Below are 17,808 nucleotides of genomic sequence, written 5' to 3' on the forward strand. Positions count from 1 at the left end.
GGGGAGGGGGCGGTCGCGGGCGGTGAGGTCGCCGGCGAAGCAGCAGGGGCCCGCCACGTCCTGGCGGACGCGCGGGCCGACCTTGGGGGTGCCGGCCGCGTCGTAGGCGGCGATCCGCAGCGGCCAGGACTCGGGGACGAACGCGGTGCGGACCGCGACCTGGGCGCCCGCGTGGGTGATGGCGATGGGGCGGCCGCCGGCGGACTTGGTGTACTCGACGCGGGCCAGGATCAGGCCCGACTTGGCGAGCAGCGCCCGGCCGAACTCGGTGACCAGGCCGTAGCGGCCGTCGAACAGGCCGGGGACCGTGCGGCGCAGCAGGGCGGCGTAGTGGGTGAAGGTGGGGTCGACCGCGTCGGAGGCGAAGTTGACGGGGAGGCCGCCGCCGATGTCGATCGTGTCGACCTGGGGCCTGCCGGCGGCGGCGTTGATCTCCTCGGCGAGCTCGTAGGTGGCGCGCACCCCGGCGGCCATCCGGTCGAGGGGGACGCCCTGGGAGCCGACGTGGCAGTGCAGCCGGGTGAGCCACGGCCGGTCGAGGAAGGCGCGCAGCACCCAGTCCCGCGCCCCCTCGTCGCGCAGCGCCACGCCGAACTTGCTGGTGGCGGTGGCGGTGCTCATCGCGTCGATGGATCCGCCGCCCAGCTGCGGGTTGACGCGCAGGCCGAGCGGGCCGTGCGCGGGGGCCTCGGCGCGCAGCGCGTCGAGGCGGTCGAGTTCCTGGGGGTTGTCCGCGTTGAGGGCGACGCCGAGGGCGAGGGCCTGGGCGAGCTCGCTCGGGGTCTTGGCAGGTGAGTCGAGGACGACGCGGTCGGCGGCGACGCCGGCGGCCCGGGCGAGGGCCAGCTCGCCCGGGCTCGCGACCTCGCAGCCGACGCCCAGGCCGTCGAGCAGCCGCAGCACGGGGACGAGGGAGCAGGCCTTGACGGCGAGGGTGTGCAGCACCCGCTGACCGGGCGCGGCGACCGCGTCGAAGGCAGCATGGAGTGCGCCGGCGGTTCGCTGGACGCCGTCGAGGTCGAGTAGGGCGGCGAGCGGCTGGTCGTCGGTGAGCGGGCGGCGGGCGAGCGCCGCCCGGACGGCCAGCTCGCGCCGGGCGGCCACACCAGGTGGATTGTCGGAAGGAACAACCATTCCCACAGCGAAGCACGGTTTCGCGGCGGATCGGGGAGTGGTCGTTGACTGAAATTATTCAATGCCGGGAAGCTGTGAATAGTCGTTGTCACATGTCGTCACATCCGTCCGCGCCGGGAGGCAGGCCATGGCAGGACCAAGGACCGTGCGAGCGCCGCGCGGTGGTGAGTTGACCGCCAGGGGCTGGCCGCAGGAGGCGGCCCTGCGGATGCTGCGGAACAACCTCGACCCCGAGGTGGCCGAGCACCCGGACCAGCTCGTGGTCTACGGCGGCTCGGGCAAGGCCGCCCGCGACTGGCCGTCCTTCGACGCGATGGTCGCCACGCTGCGCGGCCTCGGCCCCGACGAGACGATGCTGGTGCAGTCGGGCCGCCCGGTCGGGGTGCTGACCACCCACGAGTGGGCGCCGCGCGTGCTGATCGCCAACTCCAACCTGGTGGGCGACTGGGCCACCTGGGAGGAGTTCCGCCGTCTTGAGGCGCTCGGCCTGACCATGTACGGCCAGATGACGGCCGGCTCCTGGATCTACATCGGCACCCAGGGAATCCTCCAGGGCACCTACGAGACGTTCGCCGCGGTGGCCGGCAAGCGCTTCGGCGGCTCGCTCGCCGGCACCGTCACGCTGACCGCCGGGCTCGGCGGCATGGGCGGGGCCCAGCCGCTGGCCGTGACCATGAACGGCGGCGTGGCGATCTGCGTCGACTGCGACCCGCGCGCCATCGCCCGCCGCATCGACCACGGCTACCTCGACGTCGCCGCCGACTCGCTCGACGAGGCGCTCACCCTCGCCGACCGGGCGGCCAGGGAGCGGCGGCCGCTCTCCGTCGGGGTGCTCGGCAACGCGGCCGAGGCGGTGCCGAGGCTGCTCGCCATGGGCGCCCCGATCGACGTCGTCACCGACCAGACCAGCGCCCACGACCCGCTGGCCTACCTGCCGCTCGGCGTGGACTTCGCCGACATGGCGGCCCTCGCCGCCGAGCGGCCAGAGGAGTTCACCCGGCGCGCGCGGGAGTCGATGGCCAGGCACGTCGAGGCCATGGTCGGCTTCCAGGACGCCGGGGCCGAGGTGTTCGACTACGGCAACTCCATCCGGGGCGAGGCCCGCCTCGCCGGCTACGAGCGCGCCTTCGACTTCCCCGGCTTCGTGCCCGCCTACATCAGGCCGCTGTTCTGCGAGGGCAAGGGCCCGTTCCGTTGGGCGGCGCTCAGCGGCGACCCGCGCGACATCGCCGCCACCGACCGGGCCGTCCTCGACCTCTTCCCCGACAACGAGCCGCTGCGCCGCTGGATCACGCTGGCCGGGGAGCGCGTGCGGTTCCAGGGGCTGCCGGCGCGGATCTGCTGGCTCGGCTACGGGGAGCGCGAGCTCGCCGGCGAGCGGTTCAACGACATGGTCGCCGCCGGCGACCTCGCCGCGCCGGTCGTCATCGGCCGCGACCACCTGGACTGCGGCTCCGTCGCCTCGCCCTACCGGGAGACCGAGGGCATGCGGGACGGCTCGGACGCCATCGCCGACTGGCCGCTGCTCAACGCCATGGTCAACGTCGCCTCCGGGGCCTCCTGGGTCTCCATCCACCACGGTGGCGGCGTCGGCATGGGCCGCTCGCTGCACGCCGGCCAGGTCACGGTGGCGGACGGCACGGCGCTGGCCGCCGAGAAGATCCGCCGGGTGCTGACCAACGACCCCGCCACGGGCGTCATCCGCCACGTCGACGCCGGCTACCCGGAGGCCGAACGGGTGGCCACCGAACGCGGCATCCGCGTCCCCCTACGGGGCCCTGACCCGGGCGGGCCTGGCGACGAGGCGGGGCCCTGGCCGGGTGGGCTTGGCGGCGACGTGCGGGGCGGTGTCCGGTGAGCGTCGACGGGCGCGCCGGGCGAGCGCCGGCCGAGGCGGAGCGTGGGCCCGCGTCGCCGGCGATCAGCCGGCCGCCGCCGGACGGCGCGTCGGGCGCGTCCTCGCGGGCGAGCGACTTCCGGAGGATGTGGGACGAGCTACGCCCCATCGGCCTGACCGCCGGAGGCTACCGGCGGTTCGCCTGGACCGCGGCGGACGCCGAGCTGCGCGCCTGGTTCCGGGCCCAGGCCGCGGCCCGCGGCCTGGCCCACGAGGTGGACCGCAACGGCAACGAGTGGGCCTGGCTCGGCGACCCGGCCAGGGGCGACGCCGTCGTCACCGGCTCCCACCTTGACTCCGTGCCGGGCGGCGGCGCCTTCGACGGGCCGCTCGGCGTGGTCTCCGGCTTCGCCGCGCTCGACGGGCTGCGGGCCAGGGGAGTGACGCCGCGCCGGCCGCTCGGCGTCGTCGCGTTCGCCGACGAGGAGGGCGCCCGCTTCGGCGTGGCCTGCGTCGGCTCCCGGCTCGCCTGTGGGCTCCTCGACCCCGACCGCGCCAGGGCGCTGCGCGACGCTGACGGCGTCACCCTGGCCACCGCCATGGAGCGGGCCGGCCACGACCCGGCGGCCATCGGCCCGGAACCCGAACGGCTGGCCCGCGTCGGCGCCTTCGTCGAGTGCCACATCGAGCAGGGCAGGGCGCTGGCCGACCTCGGCCGGCCGGTCGGCGTGGGCTCGGTGATCTGGCCGCACGGCCGCTGGCGGTTCGACTTCGCGGGCGAGGCCAATCACGCCGGCACCACCCGGCTGGCCGACCGGCGCGACCCGATGCTCACCTACGCCCACACCGTGCTCGCCGCCCGCAAGCGGGCCAGGCTGGCCGGCGCGCTCGCCACGTTCGGCCGGGTCGCCGTCGAGCCCAACGGGGTGAACGCGGTGCCCTCGCTCGTCACCGGTTGGCTCGACTCCCGCGCCGCCGACGCCGGCACGCTCGACGAACTCGTCGCCGGCGTCGAGCGCACCGCCGCCGAACGCGGCGCCAGGGACGGGGTGACCGTGACGGTGACCCGCGAGTCCCACACGGCCGCCGTCGCCTTCGACCCGACGCTGCGCGAGCGCGCTGTCGCCCGCCTCGGCGGCGCCCCCGTGCTGCCCACCGGCGCGGGACACGACGCGGGAATCCTGTCCGCCGCCGTGCCCACCGCCATGCTGTACGTACGGAATCCCACCGGGGTGTCCCACGCACCCGCCGAGCACGCCGACGAGGACGACTGCCGTGCCGGTATCGCCGCGCTGACCGACGTACTGGAGGACCTGGTGTGTCCCTGACCGCACAGCTCTACTGGGCGGAGCACGCCTGGCTCAACGGCACCGTCGAGCCGGGCGTCGTGATCGCCACCGCCGACACCGGCCACATCACCTCCGTACGCCCCGGCGTCGACGGGCCGCCGATCGGGGCCGTGGACCTGCGCGGCCTCACCATCCCCGGCCTCGCCAACGCGCACAGCCACGCCTTCCACCGGGCGCTGCGCGGCGCGGCCCAGATCGGCGGCGGCACGTTCTGGACGTGGCGCAACGGCATGTACGACCTGGCCGCCCGGCTCACCCCGGAGAACTACTTCGCCCTCGCGACCGCCGTCTACGCCGAGATGGCCCTGGCCGGGATCACCTGCGTCGGCGAGTTCCACTACGTGCACCACGCGCCCGACGGCACGCCCTACCGCGACCCCAACGCCATGGGCGAGGCGCTGGTCGCGGCCGCCGCCGAGGCCGGCATCCGGATCACCCTGCTCGACACCTGCTACCTGGCGGCCGGCTTCGGCGAGCGGGCCACCCCGCAGCAACGGCGGTTCTCCGACGGCACCGTCGAGCGCTGGGCGGAGCGCGCCGGCGCGCTCCGCCCCACGGCCCACGCCCGCTTCGGCGCGGCGATCCACTCCGTGCGGGCCGTGCCGGCCGAGGCGCTGACCACCGTGGCCGGCTGGGCCATCGAGCGGCGCGCCCCGCTCCACGTGCACCTCTCCGAGCAGCCGGCCGAGAACGAGGACTGCCTGCGCGCGCACGGCCGCACCCCCACCAGGCTGCTCGCCGACCACGGCGTCCTCGGCCCCGGCACGACCGCGGTGCACGCCACCCACCTCACCGACGAGGACATCGACCTCCTGGGCCGCTCCGACACCAGGGTCTGCGTCTGCCCCACCACGGAACGCGACCTCGCCGACGGCATCGGCCCGACCACCCGGCTGCGGACGGCCGGCAGCCCGCTCTGCCTGGGCAGCGACAGCCACGCCGTGATCGACCTGATCGAGGAGGCGCGCGCCCTGGAACTCGACGAGCGGCTGCGCTCGCGCGCCCGCGGCCACTTCACGGCCGGCCAACTCCTGCGGTCGGCCGCCGAGCACGGCCACGCCGCCCTCGGCTGGCCGGAGGCCGGCCGCATCGAGCCGGGCTGGCTCGCCGACCTGACCACGGTCGCCCTCGACACCGTCCGCACGGCGGGACCGCCACCGCGCCTCGCCCTGGAAGCGACGATCTTCGCCGCCACGAACGCCGACGTCCGCCACGTCGTCGTCGCCGGCCGCCACATCGTCCGCCACGGCGAACACCAACTCGTCCACGACACCCCCCACCGCCTCACCCAGGCCATCGCCGTCCTCCGGGACAACCACTGACACCACGAGCCACCTGCCCGCCGGCCCGGCGCCGGCGCTTCGCGCGGGTCCACCGTGGCCGGCGGCGATTCGCCGCCGCTTCGCGGCGTGCCGCTGTGCCGCGGGCTGCTGCGCGGCTTCGCGTCGGCGGTTTCGCGCGGGCTCGCCGAGGTCGGCCGGTTGCGTGGCCCGCGGTGGTCCGTGGCAGTGCCGCTGTGCGGTGCCGTGTGGGCGCCCGGTCGTGCCGGGCTTGGGGGTACACCGTCTCCGGAGGAGGTTCCGCAGGATGACCGTTTCGTTGAGCCCGTCCCGGGAGGGGGCCGTCGTCGTTGGCGGGATCGGGGTCCTGGTCACCAATGACACGGCGTACGGGCCCGGGCCGCTCGGGGTGGTGAGGGACGCGGCGGTCCTGGTCGAGGAGGGGCGGGTCGCCTGGGTCGGGCCGGCCGGCGCGGCGCCGGCCGCCGACCGGCGGCACGACGTCGGCGGGCGGGCCGTGATCCCCGGGTTCGTCGACTCGCACTCGCACCTGCTCTACGCAGGCGACCGCACCGAGGAGTTCAACGCCCGGATGTCCGGGCGACCCTACACCGCCGGCGGCATCCGGACCACCGTGGCCGCGACCCGGCAGGCGAGCGACGAGGAGCTGGCCGCGCGGCTCGCCGCCCACCTGCGGGAGATGGCCCGGCAGGGCACCACCACCGTCGAGACCAAGTCCGGCTACGGCCTGACCGTGGAGCTCGAGGCCCGCGCGCTGCGCGTCGCGCGTGCCCAGCTGCGCGAGGTCACGTATCTCGGCGCGCACGTGGTGCCGCCCGAGTACGCCGAGGCGCCGGAGGAGTACGTCGCGCTGGTCACCGGGCCGATGCTGGACGCCTGTGCCCCGCACGCCCGTTGGATCGACGTGTTCTGCGAGCGCGGCGCCTTCGACGCCGACCAGGCCCGGGCCATCCTCACCGCGGGTCGGCGGCGCGGTCTCGAACTCCGGGTGCACGCCAATCAGTTGACAGCCGGCCCGGGCGTCAGGCTGGCCGTCGAGCTGGGGGCGCGCTCGGCCGACCACTGCACCCACCTCACGGACGCCGACGTCGACGCGCTCGCCCAGAGCGGCGGCCGAACGGTGGCAACCCTGCTCCCCGGTTGTGAGTTCTCCACCCGCGCCCCCTATCCGGACGCCCGCCGGCTGCTGGACGCGGGCGTCGTCGTCGCGCTCGCCACCGACTGCAACCCGGGGTCCAGCTATACCAGTTCGATGCCGTTCTGCGTGGCCGTCGCGGTCCGTGAGATGGGCATGACCCCCGACGAGGCCCTCTGGTCGGCCACCGCGGGCGGCGCGGCCGCGCTCGCGCGGACGGACGTCGGCCGGCTCACGCCCGGCGCGCGCGCCGACCTGGTGGTGCTCGACGCGCCGTCCCCCGTGCACCTCGCCTACCGCCCGGGGGTGCCGCTGGTCGCCGAGGTCTGGCGGGAGGGGGAACGGGTGGTGCCCCCGCTCCGCTAACCCGCCCGCGCCGCCCAGGCCCTGGCGCGTGCCAGCTCGTCGGCGTGCAGCGCCTCGCCTGCCGCGAGCACCCGGGGCCGCAGTTCGGGCGCCGTCGTCCTGGCCCGGAAGAGGAACGCCACCGACACCTCGTGCTCCGGCCGGTGCACCACCTCGATCGGGTCCCCGGCGCTGATCCGCCCCGGGGCGATGACCCGGAAGTAGGCGCCGGGCACGGCCTCGGTCGTGAAGCGCTTCACCCAGCCGCGCTCGCCGAGCCAGTCGGCGAACGTGCCGCACGGGATCCGTGCCGAGGTCGCCTCGAGCACCAGCTCCGCGCCCACCCGCCACCGTTCGCCGACGCGCACGTCGCTGACCTCGATCCCGAGCGTGGTCAGGTTCTCGCCGAACACCCCGTCGCCGAGGTCGCGACCGAGCCGGGCGGCCCAGCGGTCGAGGTCCTCCCGCGCGTACACGTAGACGGCCTGGTCGTCGCCGCCGTGGTGGCGCAGGTCGCACACCGCGTCCCCGGCGAGGCCGCTGCCCCCGACCCCCTTGGGCCCGGGGGCCGTCACGAGCACCGGTTCCCCGGTCGGCTGCTTGTCGATGCCGGTCAGGCCGCCCGGCGCGTCGGTCCTGGCGGCCCGGCTCGCCCGGCCCAGGTTGACGGAGTGGAGCCTTCCGAGGGGTCTTCCGGTGCTCGACATGGCGTCACCCTACGTCCAGCACCGCCTTGCCCGGCACCTCGCCGGCGGCCAGCGCCGCGGCGGCCTCCTGCCCCCTGGTCCAGTCGGCGCGCCAGCCGATCTGGGTGTCGAGCTCGCCGCGCGCCACGAGGCCGGCCAGCCAGGAGAGGTCGGCGGCCAGGCCCTCGCGGTCCTCGAGCAGGAAGAAGCTCTCGATGGAGCGGTTGGTCGCCCCGACGAAGTCGGCGGGCACGTAGGTCTCGGGCTGCTCCGAGGTGTGCCCCATGGTCAGCAGCGTGCCGTGACGGGCCAGCGCGCGGAACGCCGCGACCCGGTGGTCGCCGCCCACCATGTCGAGCACGCCGTGCACCGGGGCGTCGAGGCCCGCGATGCCCTCCGCGCCGACCACCACTTCGTCCGCGCCGAGCGCGCGCAGCGTTTCGGCGCGCGCCGGGTTGGTGGTGGTGGCGATGACGTGGGCGCCGCCACGCGCGGCGAGCTGGAGCGCGAACCGTCCCACGCCGCCGCCGGCGCCGGTGATCAGCACCCGGCGGCCGAGCAGCGGACCGATCCGGTGCAGCCCGCGCAGCGCGGAGCCGGCCGCGACCGGCAGGGTGCTGAGGGCGCCAAGGTCGGCGCCCTCGGGGGCGATGCCGACCCCCGAGGCGTCGACGGCGCGCAGCTCGGCCCACGCGCCGTCCTCGGCCAGCGTCACCACCGGGGTGCCCACGGCAGGGCCCGAGCCGTCGGCGGCCGCCCGCTCCACGATCCCGGTGGCGTCCCAGCCGGGGATCCACCCGTCGGCGCCGCCCGGCAGGCCGTGCACCACCTCGCCGTAGTTGAGGGAGAAGGCCGTCACCCGGATCAGCGCCTGGTGCGGCGCGGGCACCGGGTCCGGCACGTCGGCCAGGGACAGGCGGCCGGGGGACGAGTGGTCGATGGTCCAGGCGCGCACGGCGGCTCCTTCTTCGCTCGGGAACTTCGGTCGGGAACACGGCGAAGAGATCATATGCAGGTGGCTGACATTTGTCACCAGCTGCCATCTTGGCCCGGGTAGACTCCGCCGCGTGACCGACACGGAACTGACGCTTCGCGAGCGCAAGAAGCTCAGGACGCGCCGCGCGCTGGTGGAGGAGGCGCTGCGGCTGTTCACGGAGCGGGGTTTCGGCGAGGCCACGCTCGACGAGGTGGTCGCCGCCGTCGAGGTCTCCCAGCGGACCTTCTTCCGCTACTTCTCCTCCAAGGAGGACGTCGCGCTGGCGCCCGAGAAGGAGTTGTGGGCGGCGTACGCCGCCGAGATGGAGCGCCGGCCGCCGCCGGAGGAGGGGTCGCCGCTGCCCCGTTTCGAGGAGGTCCTGTTCGGGGCCGTGGCCGGCATGGCCGACGGCTGGGAGCGGCGCTTCGTGGTCAGCCGGGCGCTGTGCGACCGCACCCCGGCCCTGGTGGCGCACAGTCTGCGGCACTGCGCGGAGGTCACGGACCGGGTGGTGGCCCTGGCGACGCGGCGGGGCGGGGTCGACGAGCTGCGGACGCGGCTCACGCTCGAACTGATGCTCGCGGCCTGGCACTGGGCCGTGCACCAGTGGTCCGCCGAGGCCGCGGCGGACGACGCGGGCCTCGGCGGAGCCGATCGGGAGGCGCTCTACGCGCGCATGCGGGAGGCGTTCGCCGCCCTCCCCGGCGTCGCCGCCCTCGTGAGCGAGCGCGGCTGACACCGGGCGGGGCGGCGGCGGTCCGGCCACCGAGCGCCGGCGGGGCGGCTACTCCTCGACCATCAGGCCCCGGCGCAGCCTGCCCAGGGTGCGGGCCAGCAGCCGGGACACGTGCATCTGCGAGATGCCGAGCTCCTCGCCGATCTCGGACTGGGTCATGTTGGCCACGAACCGCAGCGAGAGGATCCTGCGGTCGCGTGGGGCGAGATCGGCGATCAGCGGCTTGAGGGACTCGACGTACTCGATGCCCTCCAGGCCGTGGTCCTCGTAGCCGATGCGGTCGGCGAGGGCGCCCTCGGACTCGTCCTCCTCGGGCTGGGCGTCGAGCGAGCTGGCGGTGTAGGCGTTCGACGCCGCCATGCCCTCGATGACCTCGTCCTCGCTGAGCTTCAGCCGCTCGGCCAGCTCGCCCACGGTCGGCGCGCGGTCAAGCTGCTGCGCCAGCTCGTCGCCCGCCTTGGCCAGGTCGAGCCGGAGCTCCTGGAGCCGGCGCGGCACCCGCACCGACCAGGAGGTGTCGCGGAAGAACCGCTTGATCTCGCCGATGATGGTCGGCATCGCGAAGGTCGGGAACTCGACGCCGCGATCGGCCTCGAACCGGTCGATCGCCTTGATCAGGCCGATCGTGCCGACCTGGATGATGTCCTCCATCGGTTCGCTTCGGGAGCGGAACCGGGAGGCGGCGAACTTCACCAGCGCCAGGTTGAGCTCGACCAGGGTGTTGCGTACGTAGGCGTACTCGTGCGTGCCCTCTTCGAGGATCCGCAGCCGCGCGAAGAGGCTCTTGGACAGTGCGCGCGCGTCCCTGGGCGCGACCTCGTCATAGCGCGGGATCTCGGGGAGCGACGCGAGCACGTCCTCGGCCGACTCCTGGGTCTCCTCCGCCTCCGGCTCGGGCCGAAGGGCGGGTACCAGGGGAGCGGGGTCCCCGATGTGCGGTTGTTGGATTCGAGGGGCGGGTGACATAGGTGTCCTCCGTAGTCGTCTCGGCATATGGCTGCCGGAGCCATGACGTGCACTGCGAGTGCGGCGCCTCCAAAGCCGGCGTGGGGTACGTGTGCCCTCTACGCCTATCGGTCCTGCGGCGGCGATGGCAAGTCTGCTACGCCCGAATTCCGAGGTATGCCCGTCCTGTTCGGGTGTTGGGCCGGCCGCCCAAGGGCTATGGTTTCGAACCTAGCCAACAACGCGCTCCGAACTGAAGGGGGCTGCATGGACCGCGCGATGCCGGACAGTTCGCACCGGCGCCAGCTGACGGTCGATGTGCGCCATATGGGGTCAGGCGTCGTGGTGACGCCGTCGGGTGAGCTCGATCACCACTCCGCCGACCGGCTGCAGGAGTCACTGCACGCCTGCGTCACGGATGGTCGTTACAGGATCGTTATCGACTGCTCCGCTCTCGAGTTCTGCGACTCCACCGGGCTCAATGTGCTTCTCGCCACACGGATCGAGGCCGAGGCCGCGGGTGGACAGGTGCATTTGTCGGGAATGCGGCCGATTGTCGCCCGGGTTCTGGAGATAACGGGCGCCGGCGCCGTCTTCTCGGTGCACGAAACCCTGGCCGAGGCGCTGGCGGCGCTCCCCGCCGACTGACCGCCACCGGCGGGCCCGCTGTACGGAAGGGCGCACGGGGAGTCAAACTGAGGCGCGTCAGAGGGACGCGGTCTGATTGCCCGGACGAGGTGGGTGTGCCCATCGCCCAGCAGGGCAGAAGACACCGCGTCGGACCGTGGGGAAGAGCGGGCCGGCTCGCGAGCGGGCGCGTTCCAAGGGCGAGGGCGCGCGATCGAGATCGACGGCGCGGCGATGCGGCGAGGGGAGCGTGCATGGGGTCCACCCGACCGTACCCGGCAGGCGATCCCGGCCAGGATCCGGCCGGACCGCCCACTGAGGACCTGGTGCGCCAGGTGCGCAGGCTGCGCCTGATCGGCACCGCGGGCGTCGTCTCCCGTGCCCGCGAGTTCGCCCGGGTGGCCCTCCACGACTGGGGCTGGCTGCCCGCCGCCACCGCCGAACAGCGAGCCGCCGCCGAGGACGCGCTGCTGGTCGTCTCCGAGCTGGTGACCAACGCCTGCCTGCACGCCGGCGGCCCCGAGGAGCTGCGCCTCGGCCACGGCCCCAAGCTGCTGCGCGTCGAGGTCCTCGACCGCGGCCTCGGCGTCCCCGCGCTGGCCACCACCCGCCGCGCCGGCCGCCCCGGCGGACATGGCATGTTCATCGTTGAGCGGCTCTGTCTCGACTGGGGCGTGGTCCGTGAGACCGAAGCGGCGGGGAAGACGGTCTGGGCCGAGCTCGCCGCGCCCCCGGCCTGCGGCGATGGCCGGGAGTGAGCGAGGCCCTGTCCGGGCGGTCTTCTTCTGGCCCGTGACGCCAGCCACGGCACCTCGCCGCGTTACCCCGCGTCGCGCGGCGCCGATATGTCGCTCCGCGGCGTGGGGCATGTCGGGCGCTGCGCGCGCATACGGCCGGGTATGAGCTGCGTTGCCGCCGATGTGCGGCTCCGCCGCGTGGGGCGCCGTGAGCGAGGCGAATGGGGGCACTCCCCCGAGCACTCCGTGCAGGGGGCACCCCCACCCAGGCCGCCAGGCCTGGGGGAGCCAAGCGCTGATCCTCGAAGACCGCCCGGACAGGACCTGGAACCTCGGTTCTTCCCAGCCGGTCACGCCCGTGCGTCTACCATCACCACCATGACCCGAGTACTGCTCGCAGAGGACGACGCGTCCATCTCGGAGCCGCTGGCCAGAGCGCTGCGCCGCGAGGGATACGAGGTAGAGGTTCGGGAGGACGGCCCGTCCGCGCTGCGCGCCGGGCTCGGTGGGGACGTCGATCTCGTGGTGCTCGACCTGGGACTGCCCGGCATGGACGGCCTGGAGGTCTGCCGCCGACTGCGCACCGAGGGCCTCGGGCTCCCGGTGCTCGTGCTGACCGCGCGCGCCGACGAGGTGGACACCGTGGTCGGTCTCGACGCCGGCGCCGACGACTACGTCACCAAGCCGTTCCGGCTCGCCGAGCTGCTCGCCCGCGTCCGTGCCCTGCTCCGGCGCGGCACCGCCGAGGCGGCGCCGCCCCCCGCCGTGCACGGCATCCGCATCGACGTCGAGTCCCACCGCGCCTGGATGGGCGAGGAGGAGCTGCACCTGACCGCCAAGGAGTTCGACCTGCTGCGGGTGCTGGTGCGGGACGCCGGCCGGGTCGTCACCCGGGAGCAGCTGATGCGCGAGGTCTGGGACACCACCTGGTGGTCGTCCACCAAGACCCTGGACATGCACATCTCGTGGCTCCGGAAGAAGCTCGGCGACGACGCGGCCAACCCCCGCTACATCGCCACGGTCCGCGGCGTGGGCTTCCGCTTCGAGAAGAGCTGAGCCCCAGGTCACCTCCGTGCGCCGTCGCCTGATCAACTCCACGCTCGCCGTGGTGCTCGTCGTCATCGCTGTCTTCGGCGTGTCCCTGTTCACCATCGAGGCCAGGTCGATCGAGTCGAGCGCCGCCGACCGCCTCGACTCCGAGACCGCGCGGCTGCTCGCCGACGTCGAGAGCCGCATCGCCAACGGCGACGAGATCACCGCCGACGCGCTGGGCGCCTCCGTGCCCGGCGACCGGTACGTGGTGATCCATCGGCCCGACAGCGAGCCCATCACCATCGGGCAGCGGATCGAGGGCGGCGTGATGCGCGCCCAGGAGACCGGCACGCACGGCGAGACCGTCGCCGTCGAACAGCCGCGCTCGGTCGTGACCGACGAGGTCAACCGGATGCTCACGCTGATCCTCGTGGTCTCGCTGCTCGCCGTCGCCGCCGCGCTGCTGCTCGCCGTGCGGCAGGCCCACAAGGTCGCCGCCCCGCTGCTCGACCTGGCCGAGACCGCCGAGCGCCTCGGCTCCGGCGACCCGCGCCCCAGGCACCGCCGCTACGGCGTCCCCGAGCTCGACCGGGTCGCCGACGTGCTGGACGCCAGCGCCGAGCGCATCGCCCGGATGCTCACCGCGGAGCGCCGGCTCGCCGCCGACGCCTCACACCAGCTGCGCACCCCGCTCACCGCGCTCTCCATGCGGCTCGAGGAGATCATCGCCACCGAGGACCGGGACACCGTCCAGGAGGAGGCCAGCATCGCCCTCACCCAGGTCGAGCGGCTGACGGACGTGGTGCAGCGGCTGCTCACCAACTCCCGCGACCCCCGCCTGGGCTCCGCCGTCGGCTTCGACCTCGACGAGGTCGTGGTGCAGCAGATAGAGGAGTGGCGCCCGGCCTACCGCAACGCCGGCCGGGCCATCGTCCACTCAGGCAAGCCGGGACTGCGCGCGGTCGGCACCCCGGGCGCCGTCTCCCAGGTGCTGGCCTGCCTGGTGGAGAACGCGCTGATGCACGGCGCCGGCACGGTGGCGCTGCGCACCAGGACCACGGGCAACCAGGTGGTCATCGAGGTCACCGACCAGGGCCCGGGCGTGCCGAGCGAGCTCGGCGCGCGGGTCTTCGAGCGCACCGTCAGCGGTCGCAACTCCACGGGCCTCGGCCTCGCGGTGGCCAGGGACCTCGCCGAGGCCGACGGCGGCCGGCTCGAACTGCTCCAGGGCAAGCCGCCGGTGTTCGCTCTGTTCCTCAGCCGGGAGGCCGAGCCGAGGGGCGACGAGGAGAGCTCAGCGCGGGGGTGAGGAGGGCGCCGCCGGTTCGGCGCCCGGCGCGTCGGCCGCGTCCGCCGCGACCCGGAACACCCAGGTGCGGTACGACCAGAAGCGGAAGAGCGAGCCGAGGCCAAGACCGATCACGTTCTTGGCCAGGTTGTCGGCGAGCGACGAGGTGAAGCCGAGGCCGTAGTGGGAGAGCGCGAGCACCCCGTTCTCGATCACCATCCCCACCCCGGAGAACAGCAGGAAGAGGCTGGCCTCCCGGCTCCGCCCGCTCTTGTCCCGGTCGCGGTAGGTCCAGTACCGGTTGCCCACGTAGTTGGTGAGGATCGCGGCCGTGGTGGCGAGCACCCCGGAGCGCACCGGGGCCAGGTCCGCGCCCTGGGTGCACAGGTTGAAGACCACGACGTTGACGACCACGCCGAGCGCGCCCACGGTGCCGAACTTCACGACCTCGTGGGCGATACCGCTCAGTCGGTCGCGGAGCGTGAGCCCATCGCTCATGGTGGCATCGTAGCCAGGCACTCCCGGGCGCTCTCGGTGGGGGGACGACGGATACGCTGGGTGCGTGACATTTCCCGTGGTCGGCATGGTCGGAGGCGGTCAGCTCGCCCGTATGACCCATGAGGCGGGCATCCCGCTCGGCATCAGATTCAGGCTGCTCAGTGACACTCCGCAGGATTCCGCCGCTCAGGTGGTGCGAGACGTGGTCGTCGGCGACTACCGCGACCTGGACACGCTCCGTGGCTTCGCGCGCGGCTGCGACGTGATCACGTTCGATCACGAGCATGTGCCGACCGATCACCTCCGGGCGCTTGAGGCCGAGGGCATCGCCGTGCGGCCCGGGCCCGAGGCGCTGGTGCACGCCCAGGACAAGGGCCTGATGCGCGCCAGGCTGACCGAGCTCGGTCTGCCCTGCCCCCGCCACCGCCTCGTCGCCGACGCCACCGACGTGGAGCGCTTCGCCGCCGAGGTCGGCGGCTTCCCCGTGGTGCTGAAGACCGTGCGCGGCGGCTACGACGGCAAGGGCGTCTGGGTGGTCGACTCGGCCGCCGAGGCCGCCGCCACCACCGCCCCCTTCCTGGCCGGCGTTCCAGTGCTCGCCGAGGAGAAGGTCGCCTTCACCCGCGAGCTGGCCGCCAACGTCGTCCGCTCCCCGCACGGCCAGGCCGTCGCCTACCCGGTCGTCGAGTCCGTCCAGGTGGACGGCGTCTGCGACACGGTGATCGCGCCCGCGCCCGGCCTCGCCGACGAGCTCGGCCTCGCCGCGCAGGAGCTCGCGCTGCGCATCGCCAAGGAGCTGGGCGTCGTCGGCCACCTGGCGGTCGAGTTGTTCGAGACCGCCGACGGCCGGGTGCTCGTCAACGAGCTGGCGATGCGCCCGCACAACTCGGGCCACTGGACCCAGGACGGCGCGGTCACCTCGCAGTTCGCCAACCACGTCCGCGCGGTGCTCGACCTGCCGCTCGGCGACCCGCGGCCGCGCGCCCCCTGGACCGTGATGACCAACGTGCTGGGCGGCGACTTCCCCGACATGTACCCGGCCTACCTGCACTGCATGGCCCGCGACCCCCGGCTGAAGATCCACATGTACGGCAAGGCCGTCAAGCCGGGCCGCAAGGTCGGCCACGTCAACACCTACGGCGACGACCTGGCCGACGTCCGCGAGCGCGCCCGGCACGCCGCCGACTACCTGCGAGGAGTCATCACGGAATGAGCAGCACCCCTCCCTCCGGCCGCCCCCTGGTCGGCATCGTGATGGGCTCCGACTCCGACTGGCCCGTGATGAAGGGCGCCGCCGACGCGCTCGCCGAGTTCGGCGTCCCGCACGAGGTCGACGTCGTCTCCGCGCACCGCATGCCGCACGAGATGGTCGCCTACGGCGAGGGCGCGGCCGGCCGCGGCCTGAAGGCGCTCATCGCCGGCGCCGGCGGCGCCGCCCACCTGCCGGGCATGCTCGCCTCCCTCACTCCGCTGCCGGTGATCGGGGTGCCGGTGCCGCTCAAGCACCTCGACGGGATGGACTCGCTCCTGTCCATCGTCCAGATGCCGGCCGGCGTGCCGGTGGCCACCGTCTCGGTCGGCGGCGCCCGCAACGCCGGGCTGCTCGCCGTCCGCACCCTGGCCGCGCACGACCCGGAACTGCTGGAGCGCATGCGGGACTTCCAGCGCCGGCTGAACGAGCAGGCCACCGAGAAGGGCCGACGGCTGCGGGCCTCCCTGGCGGGCGGCGCCGCGTGACCGTGCCCCACCTCGACGAGGCCCGCGCCCTGCTCGCCGAGCACCCCGTCGTCGACGGGCACAACGACCTGCCGTGGGCGCTGCGCGAGCAGGTCGGCTACGACCTCGACCGCCGCGACATCGCCGTCGACCAGAGCGCCACCCTCCACACCGACCTGCCCCGGCTGCGCGCCGGCGGCGTCGGCGGGCAGTTCTGGTCGGTCTACGTGCCGGGCCGGCTGGCCGGGGACGCGGCCGTCAGCGCCTGCCTCGAGCAGATCGACGCGGTGCGGATGCTGCTCGACCGCTACCCGGAGCGGCTGGTGGCCGCCGCCAGCGCCGACGAGATGGAGGCGGCGCGGCGGGAGGGCCGGATCGCCTCGCTGATGGGCGCCGAGGGCGGCCACTCCATCGCCAACTCGCTGGGCACGCTGCGGGCCTTCCACCGGCTCGGCGTCCGGTACATGACGCTCACCCACAACGAGAACAACGACTGGGCCGACTCGGCGACGGACGAGCCCCGGCACGACGGCCTCTCCGCCTTCGGCGAGGAGGTGGTGCGGGAGATGAACCGGATCGGCATGCTGGTCGACCTCTCGCACGTCGCCGCCACGACCATGCGGGACGCGCTGCGGGTCACCGAGGCGCCGGTGATCTTCTCGCACTCCTCGGCGCGCGCCGTCTGCGACCACCCGCGCAACATCCCGGACGACGTGCTGGCCGCGCTGCCTGACAACGGCGGCGTCGCGATGGCCACCTTCGTGCCGAAGTTCGTGCTGCCGGCGGCCGTGGAGTGGACCCGGCGCGCCGACGAGAACATGGTCGTCAACGGCCTCCACCCGCTGGACACGACCGAGGCCGGGATGCGGGTGCAGCGCGCCTTCGAGGCGGCGAACCCACGACCGCGCGCGACGGTCGGCACGGTGGCTGACCACCTCGACCACATGCGGGAGGTCGCCGGCATCGACCACCTCGGCCTCGGCGGCGACTTCGACGGCACGGCGTTCCTCCCGGACGGCCTGGACAGCGTCGCCGGCTACCCGCTGCTGATCGCCGAACTCCTCGACCGCCGCTGGTCCCCAGCCGACCTCGCCAAACTGACCTGGCACAACGTGGTCCGCGTCCTCCGCGACGCGCAGGCCGTCGCCGACGACCTCTCCGCTCGCCGCGGCCCCTCACTCGCGACGATCGACCACCCGAGCGCGTAGCGGCAAGCGCCTCGCCGGCGAGGCACACACGCTCGACGACGGGCCTGGCCCGCCGCGCTCGGCCCGCGGGGGCGGCGGGGCGACGATCGCTGAGCGCGGGTGCTTGACGCGGCTCCGCCGGGGCCGGACGCGGCGCGCGCCGCTTCGCCGCGTGGTGCGGAGGACCGTTGGCTCGCCGTCAGGCGAATCCGGCATTGGGTGCATAGCGGGCGATAGGGGATCGGGTGTTCGCGGTCGTGACCGAGGTCACGTCGGGGG

General features: G+C 74.2%; 17 protein-coding genes. 12 read left to right on the forward strand and 5 right to left on the reverse strand.

Annotated features, from left to right (window positions below; all coding sequences use genetic code 11):
* Positions 1-1,134: diaminopimelate decarboxylase (locus tag E1265_RS17820; RefSeq protein WP_132931302.1), on the reverse strand; the 1,134-nt coding region annotated here is incomplete at its 3' end.
* A gap of 127 nt (positions 1,135-1,261) precedes the next feature.
* On the opposite strand from E1265_RS17820, the gene hutU reads away from it, so the two are divergent.
* The 4 genes from hutU (at position 1,262) to hutI (ending at position 7,122) form a co-directional block, all read left to right on the forward strand.
* On the forward strand, positions 1,262-2,992 hold the full coding sequence (hutU, locus tag E1265_RS17825) for a urocanate hydratase (RefSeq protein ID WP_132931303.1): 1,731 nt from the start codon (positions 1,262-1,264) through the stop codon (positions 2,990-2,992).
* Between the two features lie 125 nt (positions 2,993-3,117).
* The gene (locus E1265_RS17830) at positions 3,118-4,299 is read left to right on the forward strand and encodes an allantoate amidohydrolase (RefSeq protein WP_132931315.1); all 1,182 of its coding nucleotides are present in this window, start codon (positions 3,118-3,120) and stop codon (positions 4,297-4,299) included.
* Positions 4,290-5,642 (forward strand): formimidoylglutamate deiminase, encoded by a 1,353-nt coding sequence (locus E1265_RS17835; protein ID WP_243740896.1) that lies wholly within the window; start codon positions 4,290-4,292, stop codon positions 5,640-5,642. Before E1265_RS17830 ends, E1265_RS17835 begins: the two co-directional genes overlap by 10 nt.
* 265 nt (positions 5,643-5,907) lie before the next feature.
* Positions 5,908-7,122, forward strand: a complete 1,215-nt coding sequence (hutI, locus tag E1265_RS17840) for an imidazolonepropionase (protein WP_132931304.1) — start codon at positions 5,908-5,910, stop codon at positions 7,120-7,122.
* Here the strand turns inward: hutI and E1265_RS17845 are convergent.
* Positions 7,119-7,808, reverse strand: a complete 690-nt coding sequence (locus tag E1265_RS17845) for an MOSC domain-containing protein (RefSeq protein WP_132931305.1) — start codon at positions 7,806-7,808, stop codon at positions 7,119-7,121. The genes hutI and E1265_RS17845 overlap by 4 nt on opposite strands.
* A 4-nt stretch (positions 7,809-7,812) precedes the next feature.
* Positions 7,813-8,742, reverse strand: coding sequence for a zinc-binding dehydrogenase (locus E1265_RS17850; RefSeq protein ID WP_132931306.1), 930 nt, complete (start codon positions 8,740-8,742; stop codon positions 7,813-7,815).
* Positions 8,743-8,854: 112 nt separating this feature from the next.
* Between E1265_RS17850 and E1265_RS17855 the strand changes: the two genes are divergently transcribed.
* Positions 8,855-9,499, forward strand: coding sequence for a TetR family transcriptional regulator (locus E1265_RS17855; protein ID WP_207931119.1), 645 nt, complete (start codon positions 8,855-8,857; stop codon positions 9,497-9,499).
* Positions 9,500-9,547: 48 nt separating this feature from the next.
* Here the strand turns inward: E1265_RS17855 and E1265_RS17860 are convergent, their stop codons facing one another.
* On the reverse strand, positions 9,548-10,465 hold the full coding sequence (locus tag E1265_RS17860; RefSeq protein ID WP_243740897.1) for an RNA polymerase sigma factor SigF: 918 nt from the start codon (positions 10,463-10,465) through the stop codon (positions 9,548-9,550).
* 246 nt (positions 10,466-10,711) lie between these two features.
* On the opposite strand from E1265_RS17860, the gene E1265_RS17865 reads away from it, so the two are divergent.
* The 4 genes from E1265_RS17865 (at position 10,712) to E1265_RS17880 (ending at position 14,149) form a co-directional block, all read left to right on the forward strand.
* Positions 10,712-11,092 (forward strand): STAS domain-containing protein, encoded by a 381-nt coding sequence (locus E1265_RS17865; protein WP_132931308.1) that lies wholly within the window; start codon positions 10,712-10,714, stop codon positions 11,090-11,092.
* Positions 11,093-11,325: 233 nt separating this feature from the next.
* Complete coding sequence (locus tag E1265_RS17870; RefSeq protein ID WP_132931309.1) at positions 11,326-11,829, forward strand: ATP-binding protein; 504 nt, start codon at positions 11,326-11,328, stop codon at positions 11,827-11,829.
* Between the two features lie 357 nt (positions 11,830-12,186).
* Entirely contained in the window at positions 12,187-12,864 is a 678-nt protein-coding gene (locus E1265_RS17875) for a response regulator transcription factor (protein WP_132931310.1), read from the forward strand.
* A gap of 16 nt (positions 12,865-12,880) precedes the next feature.
* Positions 12,881-14,149, forward strand: coding sequence for an ATP-binding protein (locus E1265_RS17880; RefSeq protein WP_132931311.1), 1,269 nt, complete (start codon positions 12,881-12,883; stop codon positions 14,147-14,149).
* Here the strand turns inward: E1265_RS17880 and E1265_RS17885 are convergent.
* A complete protein-coding gene (locus E1265_RS17885) occupies positions 14,135-14,626 on the reverse strand; it encodes a GtrA family protein (protein ID WP_132931312.1) in 492 nt (163 codons plus the stop codon). The two genes, E1265_RS17880 and E1265_RS17885, sit on opposite strands and share 15 nt — an antisense overlap.
* A gap of 85 nt (positions 14,627-14,711) precedes the next feature.
* Between E1265_RS17885 and E1265_RS17890 the strand changes: the two genes are divergently transcribed.
* From E1265_RS17890 to E1265_RS17900, 3 genes are read left to right on the forward strand one after another with little or no spacing between them, the layout of a single operon-like run.
* Positions 14,712-15,839, forward strand: a complete 1,128-nt coding sequence (locus tag E1265_RS17890) for a 5-(carboxyamino)imidazole ribonucleotide synthase (RefSeq protein WP_132931316.1) — start codon at positions 14,712-14,714, stop codon at positions 15,837-15,839.
* Entirely contained in the window at positions 15,836-16,363 is a 528-nt protein-coding gene (gene purE / locus E1265_RS17895; protein ID WP_132931313.1) for a 5-(carboxyamino)imidazole ribonucleotide mutase, read from the forward strand. The genes E1265_RS17890 and purE overlap by 4 nt, the downstream gene beginning before the upstream one ends.
* A gap of 2 nt (positions 16,364-16,365) precedes the next feature.
* On the forward strand, positions 16,366-17,550 hold the full coding sequence (locus E1265_RS17900; protein ID WP_132931317.1) for a dipeptidase: 1,185 nt from the start codon (positions 16,366-16,368) through the stop codon (positions 17,548-17,550).
* Positions 17,551-17,808 lie beyond the last annotated feature (258 nt).

Source organism: Streptomyces sp. 8K308, from assembly GCF_004348315.1.
Classification (GTDB): domain Bacteria; phylum Actinomycetota; class Actinomycetes; order Streptomycetales; family Streptomycetaceae; genus Streptomyces.